14 protein-coding genes and 1 tRNA gene are annotated in these 15,017 nt (G+C 34.2%); 10 read left to right on the top strand and 5 right to left on the bottom strand.

Features of this window, described 5'->3' with window-relative positions; all coding sequences use genetic code 11:
- From FJ651_RS06195 to FJ651_RS06185, 3 genes are all read right to left on the bottom strand, one after another.
- Nucleotides 1-388 (bottom strand): hypothetical protein (locus tag FJ651_RS06195; protein ID WP_140989585.1); only part of this gene is annotated, 388 nt, incomplete at its 3' end.
- Between the two features lie 11 nt (nt 389-399).
- A complete protein-coding gene (locus tag FJ651_RS06190) occupies nt 400-813 on the bottom strand; it encodes a hypothetical protein (RefSeq protein ID WP_140989584.1) in 414 nt (137 codons plus the stop codon).
- Nucleotides 814-836: 23 nt separating this feature from the next.
- Nucleotides 837-4,187 (bottom strand): hypothetical protein, encoded by a 3,351-nt coding sequence (locus FJ651_RS06185; RefSeq protein WP_140989583.1) that lies wholly within the window; start codon nt 4,185-4,187, stop codon nt 837-839.
- A 472-nt stretch (nt 4,188-4,659) separates the two neighbouring features.
- Here FJ651_RS06185 and FJ651_RS06180 point away from each other — a divergent pair, with 472 nt between their 5' ends.
- The 7 genes from FJ651_RS06180 to FJ651_RS06150 all read left to right on the top strand — a co-directional run bounded on the left by FJ651_RS06180 (nt 4,660) and on the right by FJ651_RS06150 (nt 11,504).
- Complete coding sequence (locus FJ651_RS06180; RefSeq protein ID WP_140989582.1) at nt 4,660-5,337, top strand: response regulator; 678 nt, start codon at nt 4,660-4,662, stop codon at nt 5,335-5,337.
- 10 nt (nt 5,338-5,347) lie between these two features.
- Complete coding sequence (locus FJ651_RS06175) at nt 5,348-5,752, top strand: type IV pilin protein (protein WP_140989581.1); 405 nt, start codon at nt 5,348-5,350, stop codon at nt 5,750-5,752.
- Between the two features lie 71 nt (nt 5,753-5,823).
- Nucleotides 5,824-6,231, top strand: coding sequence for a hypothetical protein (locus tag FJ651_RS06170; RefSeq protein WP_140989580.1), 408 nt, complete (start codon nt 5,824-5,826; stop codon nt 6,229-6,231).
- Nucleotides 6,231-7,640: a GspE/PulE family protein gene (locus FJ651_RS06165; RefSeq protein ID WP_140989579.1), complete on the top strand. Its 1,410-nt coding sequence runs from the start codon at nt 6,231-6,233 to the stop codon at nt 7,638-7,640. Before FJ651_RS06170 ends, FJ651_RS06165 begins: the two co-directional genes overlap by 1 nt.
- 18 nt (nt 7,641-7,658) lie before the next feature.
- A complete protein-coding gene (locus tag FJ651_RS06160) occupies nt 7,659-9,794 on the top strand; it encodes a type II secretion system protein GspD (protein ID WP_140989578.1) in 2,136 nt (711 codons plus the stop codon).
- Nucleotides 9,795-9,796: 2 nt separating this feature from the next.
- Entirely contained in the window at nt 9,797-11,005 is a 1,209-nt protein-coding gene (locus tag FJ651_RS06155) for a hypothetical protein (protein ID WP_140989577.1), read from the top strand.
- Entirely contained in the window at nt 10,989-11,504 is a 516-nt protein-coding gene (locus FJ651_RS06150; RefSeq protein ID WP_140989576.1) for a hypothetical protein, read from the top strand. Before FJ651_RS06155 ends, FJ651_RS06150 begins: the two co-directional genes overlap by 17 nt.
- 593 nt (nt 11,505-12,097) lie before the next feature.
- Here FJ651_RS06150 and FJ651_RS06145 read toward each other — a convergent pair.
- Nucleotides 12,098-12,179 (bottom strand) — tRNA-Leu (locus FJ651_RS06145).
- 182 nt (nt 12,180-12,361) lie between these two features.
- Here FJ651_RS06145 and FJ651_RS06140 point away from each other — a divergent pair.
- The 3 genes from FJ651_RS06140 to pth all read left to right on the top strand — a co-directional run bounded on the left by FJ651_RS06140 (nt 12,362) and on the right by pth (nt 14,665).
- Nucleotides 12,362-13,303: a ribose-phosphate pyrophosphokinase gene (locus FJ651_RS06140; protein ID WP_140989575.1), complete on the top strand. Its 942-nt coding sequence runs from the start codon at nt 12,362-12,364 to the stop codon at nt 13,301-13,303.
- 21 nt (nt 13,304-13,324) lie between these two features.
- The gene (locus FJ651_RS06135; RefSeq protein WP_140989574.1) at nt 13,325-13,948 is read left to right on the top strand and encodes a 50S ribosomal protein L25/general stress protein Ctc; all 624 of its coding nucleotides are present in this window, start codon (nt 13,325-13,327) and stop codon (nt 13,946-13,948) included.
- Nucleotides 13,949-14,032: 84 nt separating this feature from the next.
- Nucleotides 14,033-14,665 carry an aminoacyl-tRNA hydrolase gene (pth, locus tag FJ651_RS06130; RefSeq protein ID WP_140989573.1) on the top strand — a complete coding sequence of 211 codons (633 nt, stop codon included), beginning with the start codon at nt 14,033-14,035 and terminating at the stop codon, nt 14,663-14,665.
- Nucleotides 14,666-14,710: 45 nt separating this feature from the next.
- Here the strand turns inward: pth and FJ651_RS06125 are convergent, their stop codons facing one another.
- Nucleotides 14,711-14,881, bottom strand: a complete 171-nt coding sequence (locus FJ651_RS06125) for a T9SS type A sorting domain-containing protein (RefSeq protein ID WP_140989572.1) — start codon at nt 14,879-14,881, stop codon at nt 14,711-14,713.
- Nucleotides 14,882-15,017 lie beyond the last annotated feature (136 nt).

Genomic DNA, 15,017 nt, shown 5'->3' with positions numbered 1-15,017 from the left:
CTTCTCTGGGTACTAAAGTATATACGTAGTTGCGGTCGCTTAATAGGGTGGCTCCGGTGCCGGAACCTGTGATAGTAACATTGAGTGTTTCTAGTGGTGTACCAAAGGAGTTAAAGGTTACTGACCCCGCGCCTGCTGCGCCCCATTGTACCGTGGCGGTGTATTGTGCTGTACCTTTTACCATAGTTGTGCTTAATACGGTGCCACCAACTACCGTCCAGGTTGGGTTTGCTAATAATCCATTACTAAAAGTGTAATCGTGGGTGCTGTTCGGACTTACCTGTGTGGGGCCTTGGAGGTTTTGGGCTTTTGCTATGCTTATTGTTGATAGTAACAATAGAATCAGGATTGGACGAGTCCAATCACGACGGATGCTGTTTGTTGGCATGGGTGTGGGTTTTAAAGATAACTAATGATACATTCTGTAAAGGTGTACACCAAAGTAGGCGCCTCAGGGTCGCTGGATGGCATGGTCAACTCAGCTGTAATACCATCGGTTTGTCCTATAATAGTCAATGTAATGCCACTACCTTCTTGAACCAAATTATAAATTAGGTTTCCTGTAGAGCTGTCCACATCCCAATTACCTGCGCTGCTTATGATTTCCAATTGGTTAGTATGGGTTTGCCCAGATACTTCTTGTACCCAGGTAAGTATCATACCATTCTTAGTAAAACTACTCCCAATACCCAAATCGATGGTTTCATCATAGATGGTTGGGCTATTGATTTCAAAATTTAACTCTTGAGACATTAAATAGCTACTCATACTTATAGCTAGTATGAAAAGCAGTGTGGATTTGATTGTTCGCATTTGTCTTTATTTTTTTTAACTTTTTAAAATGGTAGCGGCACTGGCTGGAGCTGACTTTTATAATGGTAAGCATTATAGCCCTCTACCATACCGTTGTGGTCTTTAACTCTTATCAAGCGATTAAATGGATCATAGTCAAAACTATTAAGCAATCCACGCTCATTATAGGTTTTTGTAATACCTACCGCAGGGTCATGCTCTAAAAAGTTAATCATGGCACTACCCAATCCATTCAGAAGGTTATTGCGCTGACTGGTGGTAAGGTTACCGGTTAACATGGTAGTGCCTATTATTGATTCTACCTGAGAATAATTAGCATTGGTAATTTTCGCAACCGGTAAGGAGCCGTTAAAGCCATAGATATAACTTATTTTGGTGCCATCTGCTTTGCTAACCTCTAACCCATTACCATAAGTGTCGTATCTGTGGAATTCAATGCGCTTGTCAGGCGTTAAGGTATTCTTGCCCACTTTTACTTCTTTTAACAATACTTGATTCGTGGCAAATTGATGGTATATATTATGCATTTCGCTTAACTTAACACCATTTCTATAACTTTGCGTCTCTAAAACTTCATTGATTTTATTGAGATTAACCAATGCATTTTTAACTGTGCCGGTATTACTGTTTAATGATATCCCAAGCGGATAATAATACTTGGTTTGCAAATGCTCCTCCGAGCCCGACTTGTCATAATAAGTATCTTCAACACTGACTTGATAGTTTTGTGGATTGTAATCGAATTCCTTACGTACCTCCTTTACAAGAGGCCCGCCAGTGGCAGGATAAAAGTATTCTTTGGTGGTGGTTTCTTCAAGCCTTGCCCAAGTAGATTTTACATGATTGGTTTCAAACCACATAGGTGCTGCAGTGCCACAATTGTCATAAAAAAGTAAACAATCTCTAGAACATCCGTTCTCACCATAACAAGCTGTCATTTCTTGATCCGTCGTCATTTGAACATAAAAATTATACCTGCTATAAAATTGTTTCCATTCACAATCGTCATTGTAGAGCACATAAGATGGTCCAATTATACTTTCCTGATAAGAATACAGGTTTATAGTTTCTTTTAATAACTGTGATGTATTATTAAAAACTTCATGTTTTATGAGCAGACCCCGCTTATAATCAATATCATCTGCCGGTTTATAAGGAAACTCAAAAACACTTGAAGGACTATAAAAATCTTGTGCTGAAGTAAAGGTATAAACATTAAACCCGTTACCAGATTCAAATGTCTTTACCCTCTTATAGCCCACATATTGCCCTTGGGTTAATTCTGCTCTAGCCGAATTTATGATGACTTCAAAATTAAAGGTTATCGGTTCATTTATTGGACTTAATGGACAGTTTTCGTTAATCAAAATCCTGGTGACTGGTTCGACATGCCTTTTGATAACTCCGGTAATTTTACCATCAATAGAACCTGACGATTTATTTTGAGAACCTAATTCATCATAATTAAATGATATTAATTTACTATTTGTAAGATCATTGGGGTTATCTTTAAAAATTATATTCTTAATTCTTACACCGCCACCATAGACATATCTCTTAATATTAGAAATAAAGTTTTTATATCCCAAACAAATATCAACTGTGTAATTAGCACCCAAATTTAAATTAACAAGTTCTACTTGAAAGGTTCCTGCAGGAGCTGTAAACCATACTTCCTCTTGGGTTAACATAAAGGTTTGAATGTAATTGTTGGGTCCTGTTATTCTTATCATAGAATTTTCTTGCTCACTTTGATTGGCGGTGGTACTTATTAATTTGTAAACTATTTGTTGTTCTTGCGATAAAGTGAATTGTTGTGGCAAACTTCCCGTGCTACTAAAAGAGTATGTGTTATTTTGAGGTATCCAGTTGTCAGGATTCTTATCTCTATATCCGTTGTCAGTTAACTGCTGATTACCTTGATAGGTTATTTGATGTCTTTCAAATTCAAATTCTTTACTACCTCCGGTTGGATAAATAATTTTTTTCAGTAACCCTGTAGTAATCACACTTTGACTTGGAATAACAATCCCACAACCCGTTAAAGATGCGCCTTTATAATAGCCCCAATCGTCTGTCAAATTAACCGTATCAAAATTTGGTAATTGCTGTTCATTGTTATATTCAAATTGATAGGGATGTGTATTACCACCTGCAGTTTCTTCAATACTATTCAGCCAAAGTCTACCTATTAATCCATAATTAAATTTGAATAACTTATTATCCGTATGATTTGGGTTCTTTATTTTAATGTAACCTAAAGCATGACCATTCGTTTCTGGATGTGTTAAAAAACTTTTATTATAAAGTTCAAAATTAACGTAACTACCATCGTGGAAATATACATTTTGAATTTTCTTTGTAGAAGTAGAGGTTACATAATAAGCATAAATTTTTCTTGGCTTAATGTTAATAGCATTATAATTAATTTGACTTAGATTATTCCAATTTGCTGTATTAGTTGCATCAACTAATGGCCGAGTATCTGTTCTCGAAACAGAAACATTATAAGTTTCAACACTTGTCTGATAGCTAAAGCTTATAAGTTCCTCTCCATTACTATTTTCAACTCTAGATAAATGCCATGCATTGGTACTTACATAATCATCGCTTGCGCCTGAAATGTTTGTTGTATTATCAAAATATTCAATCGCACTAAATGGCTGAGCAACAGATGTTTCTTTTTCATCAAATATGAAACGATTTCCATTATTATCTACAATTGTAAATTTATTTAAAGCAAAATAAGTGGGACTCGCAGAATTATTATCATAATCCAACACTATTTTAATACTCTGATTTTTAGTCAATAATTTTGGGACTAATTGTCCAGCTTCTTTAACTATAATAAATCGACCGGTAGCACCCATAATATTAAATTGAAATAAATCAAGTTCATAATCATATTTGTCAGCAGGAGTACCTCCACTGTTCCATAAAAATTCTTGTTTTTGGGCAATTGTTAAATTATCATAATTCCAAAAATCATCATTGTGGAAAACACCTTCACCAGTAATCCCACCTGAATTTCTAGGCCATTCATCAGGCAAACCTCTAACAGTTCGAGATATGACTCCTCCGGCATTCAACGACCATCCAGTACCAACCCAGCTTGAGCGATTGTTAATTTTAATTCCTTGAGTGTTATAACTGAGACTTATATCTAAGGATAAGTTGCCTCCTATGTTTTTGCTATAAAGTGGAATAGAAATATTAGGCTGCCCGGTATAATAACTTACAGGTACCTCCTCAAACTGCATTAAGTTGGCTACCGTTGGAGAAGGAGGAATGATTTCAGGCAATTCTTGAGCCCCGATAACGCTAGTTATTAACAAGCACAAACAGGAAATAGATTTTGTAAACAAGGCTTTCATGGAATGATTTTTTTAAATTAAACTAATTGAAATTTTATTGAATGTTATAATGATCTAATCAAACTTTATAACACCTTTTATTATTTCGATAAAATTAAATAGCTAAATTTCAATATCGTAAAGGGTTTTCCTTGAATTTTTAAAGGTTTTTCCTTTATTTAAATGGCATTCACTAATATTTCATGCCACAGTTACCTATTTCAACAGAGGTTTCACAAAAGGTCAACTAGTAAGTTTACAACACCGGATGTGTCTTTAATATCAACATTGTTGATATTGTTTGAATAAGTTTTATGATTCCATAAAATTAATATGCTTAATTTTAAATCATTAACAATATAGCCGAATTAAGGTTTTTCCTTACAATTTAAAAGGTTTTTCCTTTATTCAAATTGAATGACAAGCGTTACTTTAGTGCCATAATGGATGTTAATTTTTTATTATCCCTCTGTAATTTTTAATTATCCTAAATATGAAAAAACAAATAAATGTTCTCATCGTAGAAGACGAACCCATTTTCTGTAATTACTTAAAAGATTTACTTAACAGACATGCATACGAGTTTGGTGTGGTTGAATTCAAACATAAAATCGCTCACACTTGTTCAGATGCCTTAAAACTCATTCACCAATCTGTTAACTCTAATCCGTTCGACTTGGTGTTTTTAGACATCAGTATTCCGCCTTCTAAAATTGATAAAATTTACAGCGGTGAAGACCTTGGTGAAGAAATCCGTAAATTTTTCACTAAAACAATTATTACCGTTATTACCAATATTAACTGTAATTATCGCATCAATAACCTCATAGCTAATATAAATCCCGAAGGATTAATCATTAAAACAGATGTAGATGGAGAAGACTTGAAAAAAGCCATCAAATCTGTTTTTAACTTGAACACCTATTATTCAAGGTCTGTACTCAAAGTACTAAGAAAACAAATAACCTGTAATATCAAATTAGATAAAATCGACAGAGATATTCTATACTTTATTTCACAGGGATATAAAATGAAAGATATAATTAAAGAGGTGCACCTTTCAATTAGCGGACTCGAATCTAGAAAAAGAAAACTAAAAGACCTATTTCAAATTGAAAACGGCGGCGACAAAAAATTGATAGAACGCGCACAATTTCACGGATTTATTTAAAATAACAACTATGAAACTAACGACTAAAGTAAGTGCTTTCAACTTACAAGAAGTACTCATTGTATTACTAATTATAGGTGTGTTTATGTTGATTGCACTTCCAAATTTAATGCCATTGGTAGTAAAAGCAAAAAGCATAGAAGCGCAAATTCAATTGAAGTATTTATACAATAATCAAACCACCTATAGATACCTCAATTCAAAATATGCCAATCATTTAGACGAGATTGATTTTGAAGCTCCAAAAACAGTCAACAATAATGGCACAAGCAACTACACTTATGAAATTATAAAAGCTGATAATAACGCTTTCACAGCACGTGCAACAGCAGTTACCGACTTTGATGGTGACGGTGTTTTTAATGTATGGGAGATTACCGAAGATGGTATTCCTAAACAAATTGTAAAAGATTAATTATGATTATCAAACTATTGTTGCTCACATTTCTTTGGTTAATTTTTATACAAGATTACAACAGCAGACAGGTGAATGTATTCTTATTCCCTGCTGTATCAATTTTGGGCGGTTGGCTTTATTGGTCTAACACCATTACCCGGGTATACTTGTTGAATATCACAATAAACGTACTCTTTGTTTCAATCCTCTTCTTAACCATTGTATTATACGCTAAATTTAAATTAAAACAACCTGTTACTGCGGTTTTTGGTTTAGGTGATGTACTTTTTTTTCTTGGGTTATCAGCAATGTTTGCTACAGTCTCTTTTATGGTGATTATGATTAGTGCGCTTTTATTTTCATTGGTTACACATTTAATCCTTAAAAATAAACAAGCTGATGATTCTGTTCCTTTAGCAGGTTACATGAGCTTATTTATTTTTGGCTGTTTTGTCGTCATATGGTTAGAATTATATAATTATCAATATAGTTTTTAATGATTAATGCCTTACATAAATTACCAAAAGAAATCATACAAACCATTTCCGGTGAGCAGGCTTATCACTACAAAATTGTTCCGGTAGAAGTAGGTCCGAATTCTTTGAAATTTAATTGTCTTCAACCAACAGATTCGTTAAAACAAGAACTTGAAATCATCTTAGGTAAACAAATTGTATTGGTTGAAACAGCTAACGAGCAACTTAATCTGTTACTGGCTGCTAACTATAGAGAGAATAACAACAAATCAAAGGATAGTCTCAACTATTCAGAAGACTTTTTGGAAAACTTGCTCTTAACAGCTCAAAATATCGGTAGTAGCGATATTCATTTTGAAATTTATGAGAACAAATGCAGAGTAAGGCTTCGTCTCGACGGTAAACTTATAGAGCATTATGTAATTGCAAAAACCGATTATCCTAAACTCATTAATAAACTCAAAATTAAAGCAGGGCTCGATATTTCTGAGAAAAGACTGCCACAAGACGGACGAATTAGCGTTCTTCTAAAAAATAATGAATTTGATGTCAGGGTATCTTCGTTACCCACACTATATGGCGAGAAAATGGTTTTGAGAATACTACAAAGAGATACCCAACATATTTCCCTAACAGACTTGGGCCTTACCAAAGAAGAATTGAGTATTTACAAAGAAACCATCAAAAAACCTAATGGTATAATATTAATCTCGGGGCCAACGGGCTCAGGAAAAACCACTACACTATATGCCACATTAAAACTACTAAACAACGAAACCACTAACATTTTAACTATAGAAGACCCTATAGAATATATATTAGAGGGTATAAATCAAGTGCAACTTAAAGAGTCCATTGGTTTAGATTTTACCAGTACCTTACGAACCTTTCTCAGGCAAGACCCCGACGTTATAATGGTTGGCGAAATTCGAGATGCAAATACAGCTAATATGGCTATTCGGGCGGCGCTTACAGGTCATTTAGTCTTATCAACGATTCATACAAACTCAGCATGGGCTACTATTTCAAGACTGATTGATATGGGTATCCCACCATTTTTAATAGCAAGTACACTTAACGCAAGTATCGCCCAGCGCCTAGTTAGAAAATTGTGCCCTCATTGCAAAATAAAAACAAATATTGATAAAAATGAATTCCCCGAAAATTTCGAAATACCAAAGTCTTTACAAAATGTCTTTAAACCGGTTGGGTGCCAAAAATGTCATTATACAGGTTATAATGGACGACAGGCCATTTACGAAATATTACCAATTACTAATAACTTATCAGAACTTATAATGGGAAATCAATTGGAAATTGATGGTTATGTACAAATCAATCGGATTTCAACCCTAAAAAATAATGCAATAAAATTAGTTGAAAATGGGACAACTTCCATTGAAGAGGTCTACCCTATTTTACTTACTTAAATCGCCTAATTCAACAAAATGAAATTCATCCTGTATATTATTTTTTTAATCATTCCCATTTATGTTATTGGTCAAAACGTGCCAAGAATCGATATACTCAAAATACGTTTAGATAGCTTGGCTACCTCATTGCCGGGACTAAATAATGCAATTGACTCTAAAATAACCCTGAACGAAATTGAATTAGGCAATTATATAACTGCCATATCAAATATTAATCAAATTAACCTGGTGGTGTCGCCTGAACTCAACAATTACGTAATAAGAAATAACTTTAGCAACATTAACCTTTCTCAATTGTTACTATACTTATGTAATGAATATGATTTAACCATCGATATTTTAGAAAATATTTTAACAATAAGACCATTAGAAGAAAACGAATTATTACAACAATACAAACCTGTCGTCAATTACTATCCTACTATACAAAACATAGATATAGATATTAAAAACAACGAACTCTATACCATTTTTAAATTAATTACAAATAAAACTGCCAAAAATTTACTTTTTGCCCCTGGTATGGAAAACCTTAAGCTTACTGCCTACATAAAAAACACGCCATTCGATGCAGCTATGGAGAAACTGGCTTATGCCAATCAACTTAATTTAACAGTAACTGATGATGACTTTTATGTATTCGAAGAAATAAAAAATAAGGTGTCAGTAAGTGGTTCGGGATACGGAAGTGCGCTTAAAAAATCGATTAATTTTAAAGTTTTAGATTCCACCAAACGCCTATTAATGGTCGATTTCAAAGAAACATCAATCAAATCAATTATAAATGAAATTAGTCATGTCTTAAAGCTCAATTTTTTCATTGCAAGCCCATTAGATCAAGCAGGAAATATAACATTTAAAACCGATAAGATTTATTTTGATGATTTATTGGTTAAAATATTTGAAACTCGGGAGTCCTCGAATATTGATAAGTTACCTAATCAGTCCAACACTTCTTCTAATTCTGCTTCAAACACAAGTCAAAAGTCTGTATACACTTTTAAAAAGGAAGGTGATGTTTATTATTACGGAACAGCAGACCAGTTAAGTGTTAGACAAGTAGAATTAATTATGCTCAACTACCGTTCTGTAAATTTAATGTCAGATCCTGAACTCCTAACAGAGACAAATAATATCAGAGACAATTTCAATACGGCTGGTCAAAATTTCAGAAACCAGCTCCCAACAGGCTTTAACAATCCAAATGTGCGCCCACAAGAGTTGAACAACAATAATCTAACTAATCATCACAATAATGAGAACCAAAGAACCATTCTCGATATAATTCCAACCGAAGTAAAATCTAATTTGGATTTTACAGTCGACCCCGAAAGAAATAGCATCTATGTTACTGGATCCAGTGCTAAAATCACAGCTTTTAAAAGCTTCATTAAAAACATAGATAAATCCATCCCTGTCATTATTATAGAGGTGATGATTGTTGAAGCTCAAACTAGCAACACTCTGGAAACAGGTGTTTCGTGGGGCATCGGTAATGAACCTGTTACTACTCAGGGCAACTTGTTTCCCACAACCGACCTCACACTGGGAGCAGAAACCATTAACCGTATTATTAGTGGTTTTAGTAGTACATCAGTGTTCAATTTTGGAAAGGTGATTCCAAACTTTTATGCAACTATTAAGGCTATGGAAACCAATGGCGATTTAAAAATAAAATCTACACCAAAATTAGCTACCCTTAACGGACATAAAGCCTCATTTTCAAATGGCCAAACTTCCTATTACGCCATAGTACAACGAAATATCATAGGCACAGATAATCCCCAAACTTCTGAAATCAGAAATTATTTTCCTGTAGACGCCAAATTGGGTCTAGATATTATGCCTTATGTAACGGGTAATAACCAGGTATTGCTCGAAATAAACGTCATTCAATCCAGTTTCGGTCAACGCATCGCAGAAGATGCACCACCCGATATCAATTCACGTAATTTCTCGAGCATTGTTAGAATGCAAGACCAAGATATCGCTGTTTTAGGGGGCCTGGAAGAAAATTTTACTAATAATTCTGGTTCAGGCGTTCCATTTTTAGCGAGAATTCCACTCATTAAATTTTTATTTAGCCAAAGAGTGAGAGAAGGCAGAAAGTCTAAATTAACTGTTTTTATAAAACCAACAATAATATACTAGTTTTGAAAATTTTCGACAAATTATTGCTGCCTGAAATAAAGCTTTTTGGTATTGAAATTGTCAATCATGATGAAACGATTGTTGTAGTCGAGGCATACAAAAAAAACAATGAAATTCATCAGCTGAAATCCTTTGAGATAGGTTGTTTAAATTCAATGGATACAACAAAACTCACAAATAAAGCTGTTTCAATGGTTATTAACAACAACCAAGTTATTTCTAAGGAAGCCTTAATGTCTTCAAAAGACTTCGATGAAACTTCAATAATAAACCAAGCATTCCCTCAACTAAACATAAACGATTTCTACTACAATATTTTAACACATAAAAGTCAAGCATTTATAAGTATTTGCAGAAAAGATTACATGAATAATATTATTGCTCAATTTGATGGGGCCAAAATTGGAATAAAATCAATATTCTTGGGCAACCTACCCATAAGTTTTATACTTACCAATCAAGAATCAGAACTCTTATTTACTAGTAATGCCAGAATTGAATGTAAAAATTCTCAAATTCTAAATATTATAACTTCATCAGAAACAAAGATTACTGACCAAAATATTAGCGGTTTATCAATTAATAATAAGCAACTGCTTCCATTTTCGGCAATTGTAGCAACTTTAAAACCTCACACAGGTTTTAGTCAGAACTTACAAACTTTATTAAGTCAAAGCTACAAACAATTTCAGCAACAAAACTTAACTAAATCAATCCTAAAGTTTGGACTATCAGCCATTTTTGTCGTTCTACTAGTCAATTTTTTGGTATTCAATAGCTATTTCAATAAGTATAACCAACTCGCCGAGAAAAAAATAATCTATAATAATACAATCAATCAAATAGAATCACTGCAAAAGAAAATTACCCAATCTGAAAAATTAGTTTCAAAATTAGCTATTGTAAATAACCCTAAAAATGCCTTTTATCTGAACCAGATAATTGAAATGACCCCAAACGACCTACTGCTGCATTCATTCATATATCAACCCATTTCAAAAAAAATTAAAGATGAAAAGGAAATTGAATTAACTACAAATGTCATCAACCTTCAAGGCATAACCGAAAATCACGTGTCATTTTTAAATTGGGTTGATAAAATTGACGCATTGATTTGGGTCGAAAAATGTGAAGTTATAAACTATCAGTTTAAAGAAAATCAATCCTCCGAATTCACTCTGCAAATTAATATCATTGAAAACACAAAATAAATTCATTATAGTCATTATATTCCTCTTTTTGATTCTGGTACTGTCCTATAAATTTGCCATATCTAATACCATAAATCAAAGACGTGAATATTTAAATCTGCTAACAGAATCTGATAAGCTTGAAAACTCACCTGCATTATTATTGCAACTAAAGAGAAAAGAAAAAATAATCGACTCAATACTTGCTATTAATCGGCTTAAAACGATAACAGCCCAAAATAATTTACTGTATTATATGAATGATTTTGCCTCGAAAAACAATTTGGTAGTTCTTAATTTTAACGAACCTCACGTGTTTTCTAATAATAACCAAACCCAAAATACCTATAAATTTATCCTGTCTGGCGCGTATAATGATCTAAGCAACTTTATCTATACTCTGGAAAAAAACACAATATTTGGTGAAGTTATTCACAGCGAATTCAAAAAAATACATGATGTTAAACAAAAAACTGAATACCTCACGCTTACACTAATGCTGCGCACAATAACGCAATAACAACATCTATTGCAACAAACTAACAACCGACAACCGACAACCGAAAACAGGCCAATAATCAACCCAACCTCTACCTATTCCAACCCACAAGCACCTTCATAAAATTGCCGGCACCGCTCTTCAAGCAATTGTACATAAAACCTTTACAAACATTATTTTTATACCCTGGTGTGCCATGACGATTTTAAATCGTTAGTGTTATAATTAAGTCATTATAACCAATACTATCAAAGATTAAACCAACGATTTAACAACCCACTAACCATACACCAATAGTTTCCAGCAGCTCGTTTTACATAAATGATTCTAAGGTAACCTATTGTACGCTTATTTCATGCTTTGATACGAGACTCAGCTATGACAGCCAAAAGATATGTATAGGAAACTTTGGGATTTGTAATTTTATTGACACAGAATAGACGCAGCGTCTCTACAATGTAACCGTTTGATAGCAGCAGTTACAGACCTCACAGGTTTTGAAAACCTGTGAGGTCTATTTGCCAAAGAAACGTTAGCCTGCTAATAAAACTTATGGTTGAAATTTAGGAATAAAAACCCGTAAAAAGTTATCAATTAACAATTTACGGTTTTAGTACTCAAGGTGGGAATCGAACCCACACTTCCGAAGAAACTGGATTTTGAATCCAGCGCGTCTACCAATTCCGCCACTTGAGCAATTTACGTGTCTACCTCCCGATATCTATCCGGATCCGCCACTTGAGCATTTTCAGTCCGCAAAAATAATAAATAATTTAGTGCTTACAACTAAATATGTAGAGAATATACTTTAACGCATCAAATAAATTGCTAAATTTGCACCTCCTTTTTAACAAGGTCATCTTATTTTTTTTAAAGGCATGTCTCAAGAACCCACTGAAGCCAAAATATTTGGTTGTACACAAAGCACCTATCTCGCTGAAAAGATTGCAGCGGCATACGGCGTGTCTTTGGGCAATGTTATTACCTCAAGATACAGCGATGGCGAGTTTCAGCCTTCGTATGAAGAATCTATTAGAGGCACCCGAATTTTCATTATTGGATCAACACATCCGGGACCTGAAAATTTAATGGAAATGCTATTAATGATTGATGCCGCCAAACGCGCTTCAGCCAGACACATTACAGCCGTTCTGCCTTATTTTGGATGGGCCCGACAAGACCGAAAAGACAAACCCAGAGTGCCTATTGCTGCCAAACTGGTGGCTAAAATGCTGGAAGCAGCCGGGGCAACCCGCATTATCACCATGGATTTGCACGCCGATCAAATTCAGGGCTTTTTTGAAAAACCGGTAGATCATTTATTTGCATCAACTATCTTTTTACCATATCTACAACATTTAAATTTAGAAAACCTTACTGTTGCTTCTCCTGATATGGGAGGCTCCAAACGTGCCTATGCCTATGCTAAAGCACTTGAAAGCGATGTGGTGATTTGTTACAAACAGCGCGCTAAAGCCAATGTTATTTCTCATATGGAATTAATTGGCGACGTAACGGGGAAAAATGTAGTGCTTGTAGACGATATGGTTGATACAGCAGGAACACTGGCCAAAGCAGCAGATGTAATGATGGAAAGAGGTGCGCTAAGTGTAAGAGCTATTTGTACACATCCTATATTGTCGGGAAGTGCTTATGACAGAATTGAAAATTCGCAATTAGCCGAGTTAATAGTAACAGACTCTATACCATTGAAAATTCAGAGTCCAAAAATAAAGGTATTGAGCTGTGCAGATTTATTTGCAGCGGTAATGTATAACGTACATTATAACCGATCAATCAGCTCAAAATTTATCATGTAAATTAATAATTAAATATATCAAATGAAATCAATTACAATCAACGGATCTAAAAGAGAAAGCGTGGGCAAGAAAGCAACTCAAGCCTTACGTAATGCTGGACAGGTTCCTTGCGTGCTATACGGAGGAGACAAGCCAGTACATTTTGCATCACCAGAACTGGCGTTCTCAAAACTGGTTTACACACCAGACGCGCACACAGTTGTGATTGCTTTAGAAGGTGGTGAAACTTTTAACGCAGTTATGCAAGATATTCAGTTTCATCCTGTAACAGACAAAATCTTACACGTAGATTTCTACCAGCTTTTCGAAGATAAAGAAATTACCATGGATATCCCTGTACATATTATAGGTGTTTCTCGAGGTGTTTTAAATGGTGGCGTGTTACGTAAAAACAAACGCACACTTAGAGTTAAGGCTTTACCTGCTAATTTACCAGATTATGTAGAAGCAGATATTACGCCTCTAAAAATTGGTAGTAAACTTTATATTACCGAGTTGAAAAACGATGCTTTCAAATTCTTGCACCCAGACAACACTGTTGTTTGCCAAGTAAGACGTTCTAGAGCTTCTATGAATGTTGCAGATGAAGAAGATGAAGAAGAAACTGTAGCAGCTGAAACGACCGAAGAAACTTCACAAGAATAAACAAATTTTTGGTTAAAGAAAAAGCATTCTGTTTTCCGTGGCTTCGGAATAGAATGCTTTTTTTATTTTTAGCAATTAAAAACCATGTTAAGTTTCTTTAAAAACATATTTAATACAGAATCTAACTCTAATTACGAGGCATCCTTAGACATGAAAAAATTCTTAATTGTTGGTTTAGGAAATATTGGCGAAAAATATCACAATACCAGGCATAATGTTGGATTTAAAATACTTGACACACTCGCTACAAAAGAAGAATTGAGTTTTGAAACACAAAAACTAGGTGATGTATGCACCTATAAATTTAAGGGTAGAAGTTTTATTTTATTAAAACCCAGCACTTATATGAACCTAAGTGGAAAAGCCGTAAAATACTGGATGACAAAAGAAAATATTCCCTTAGAAAATGTTTTAGTCCTAACAGATGATTTAAACCTGTCCTTTGGGCAAATTAGAATTAAAACCAAAGGAAGCGACGGTGGTCACAACGGATTAAAAGACATTCAAAACACCCTTCAAACTACCAATTACAACAGATTGCGTTTTGGCATTAGCGATGCATTTAACAAAGGCAATCAGGTAGACTACGTTTTGGGTAAATGGTCCCAAGAAGAAGAAGCGGCCTTGCCTGAGAGACTCACCTTAACAGCAGAGGCCATCAAGTCATTTGGGTTGGCCGGTATTAATACTACCATGAATCACTTTAACGGTAAATAAAAAAAGCAGTCATTTGCTGTCTCTTTTAATATTTCAAGATTTATCTTATTCAATAATCATCTTTTTTATAATGGTTTTAATTCCGTCGGTTAAATTAAGCAGATAAAATCCTCCTTGTACATTTCCTAAATCTATTGTATTTCCATGTTTTAAACTGGCATCAAAGCGGTTCCTATAAAGCTGTCTGACTCTCATATCAAAAACGCTTACATTCATTTTTTAAACGTTAGTTGAATTGATTATAATGTTAAATATCCCGTTATTTGGGTTTGGATAAATATTGAAATTTGTTTCGGAAAATTCATTACCCGACAAAGCGATTCAACCACAAATTTCCAGTTCATAGGGATTA

Origin of the sequence: Paucihalobacter ruber (assembly GCF_006494535.1) — a bacterium.
In the GTDB taxonomy this organism is placed as follows: domain Bacteria; phylum Bacteroidota; class Bacteroidia; order Flavobacteriales; family Flavobacteriaceae; genus Paucihalobacter; species Paucihalobacter ruber.
This window is presented reverse-complemented; position numbering and strand designations above follow the sequence as displayed.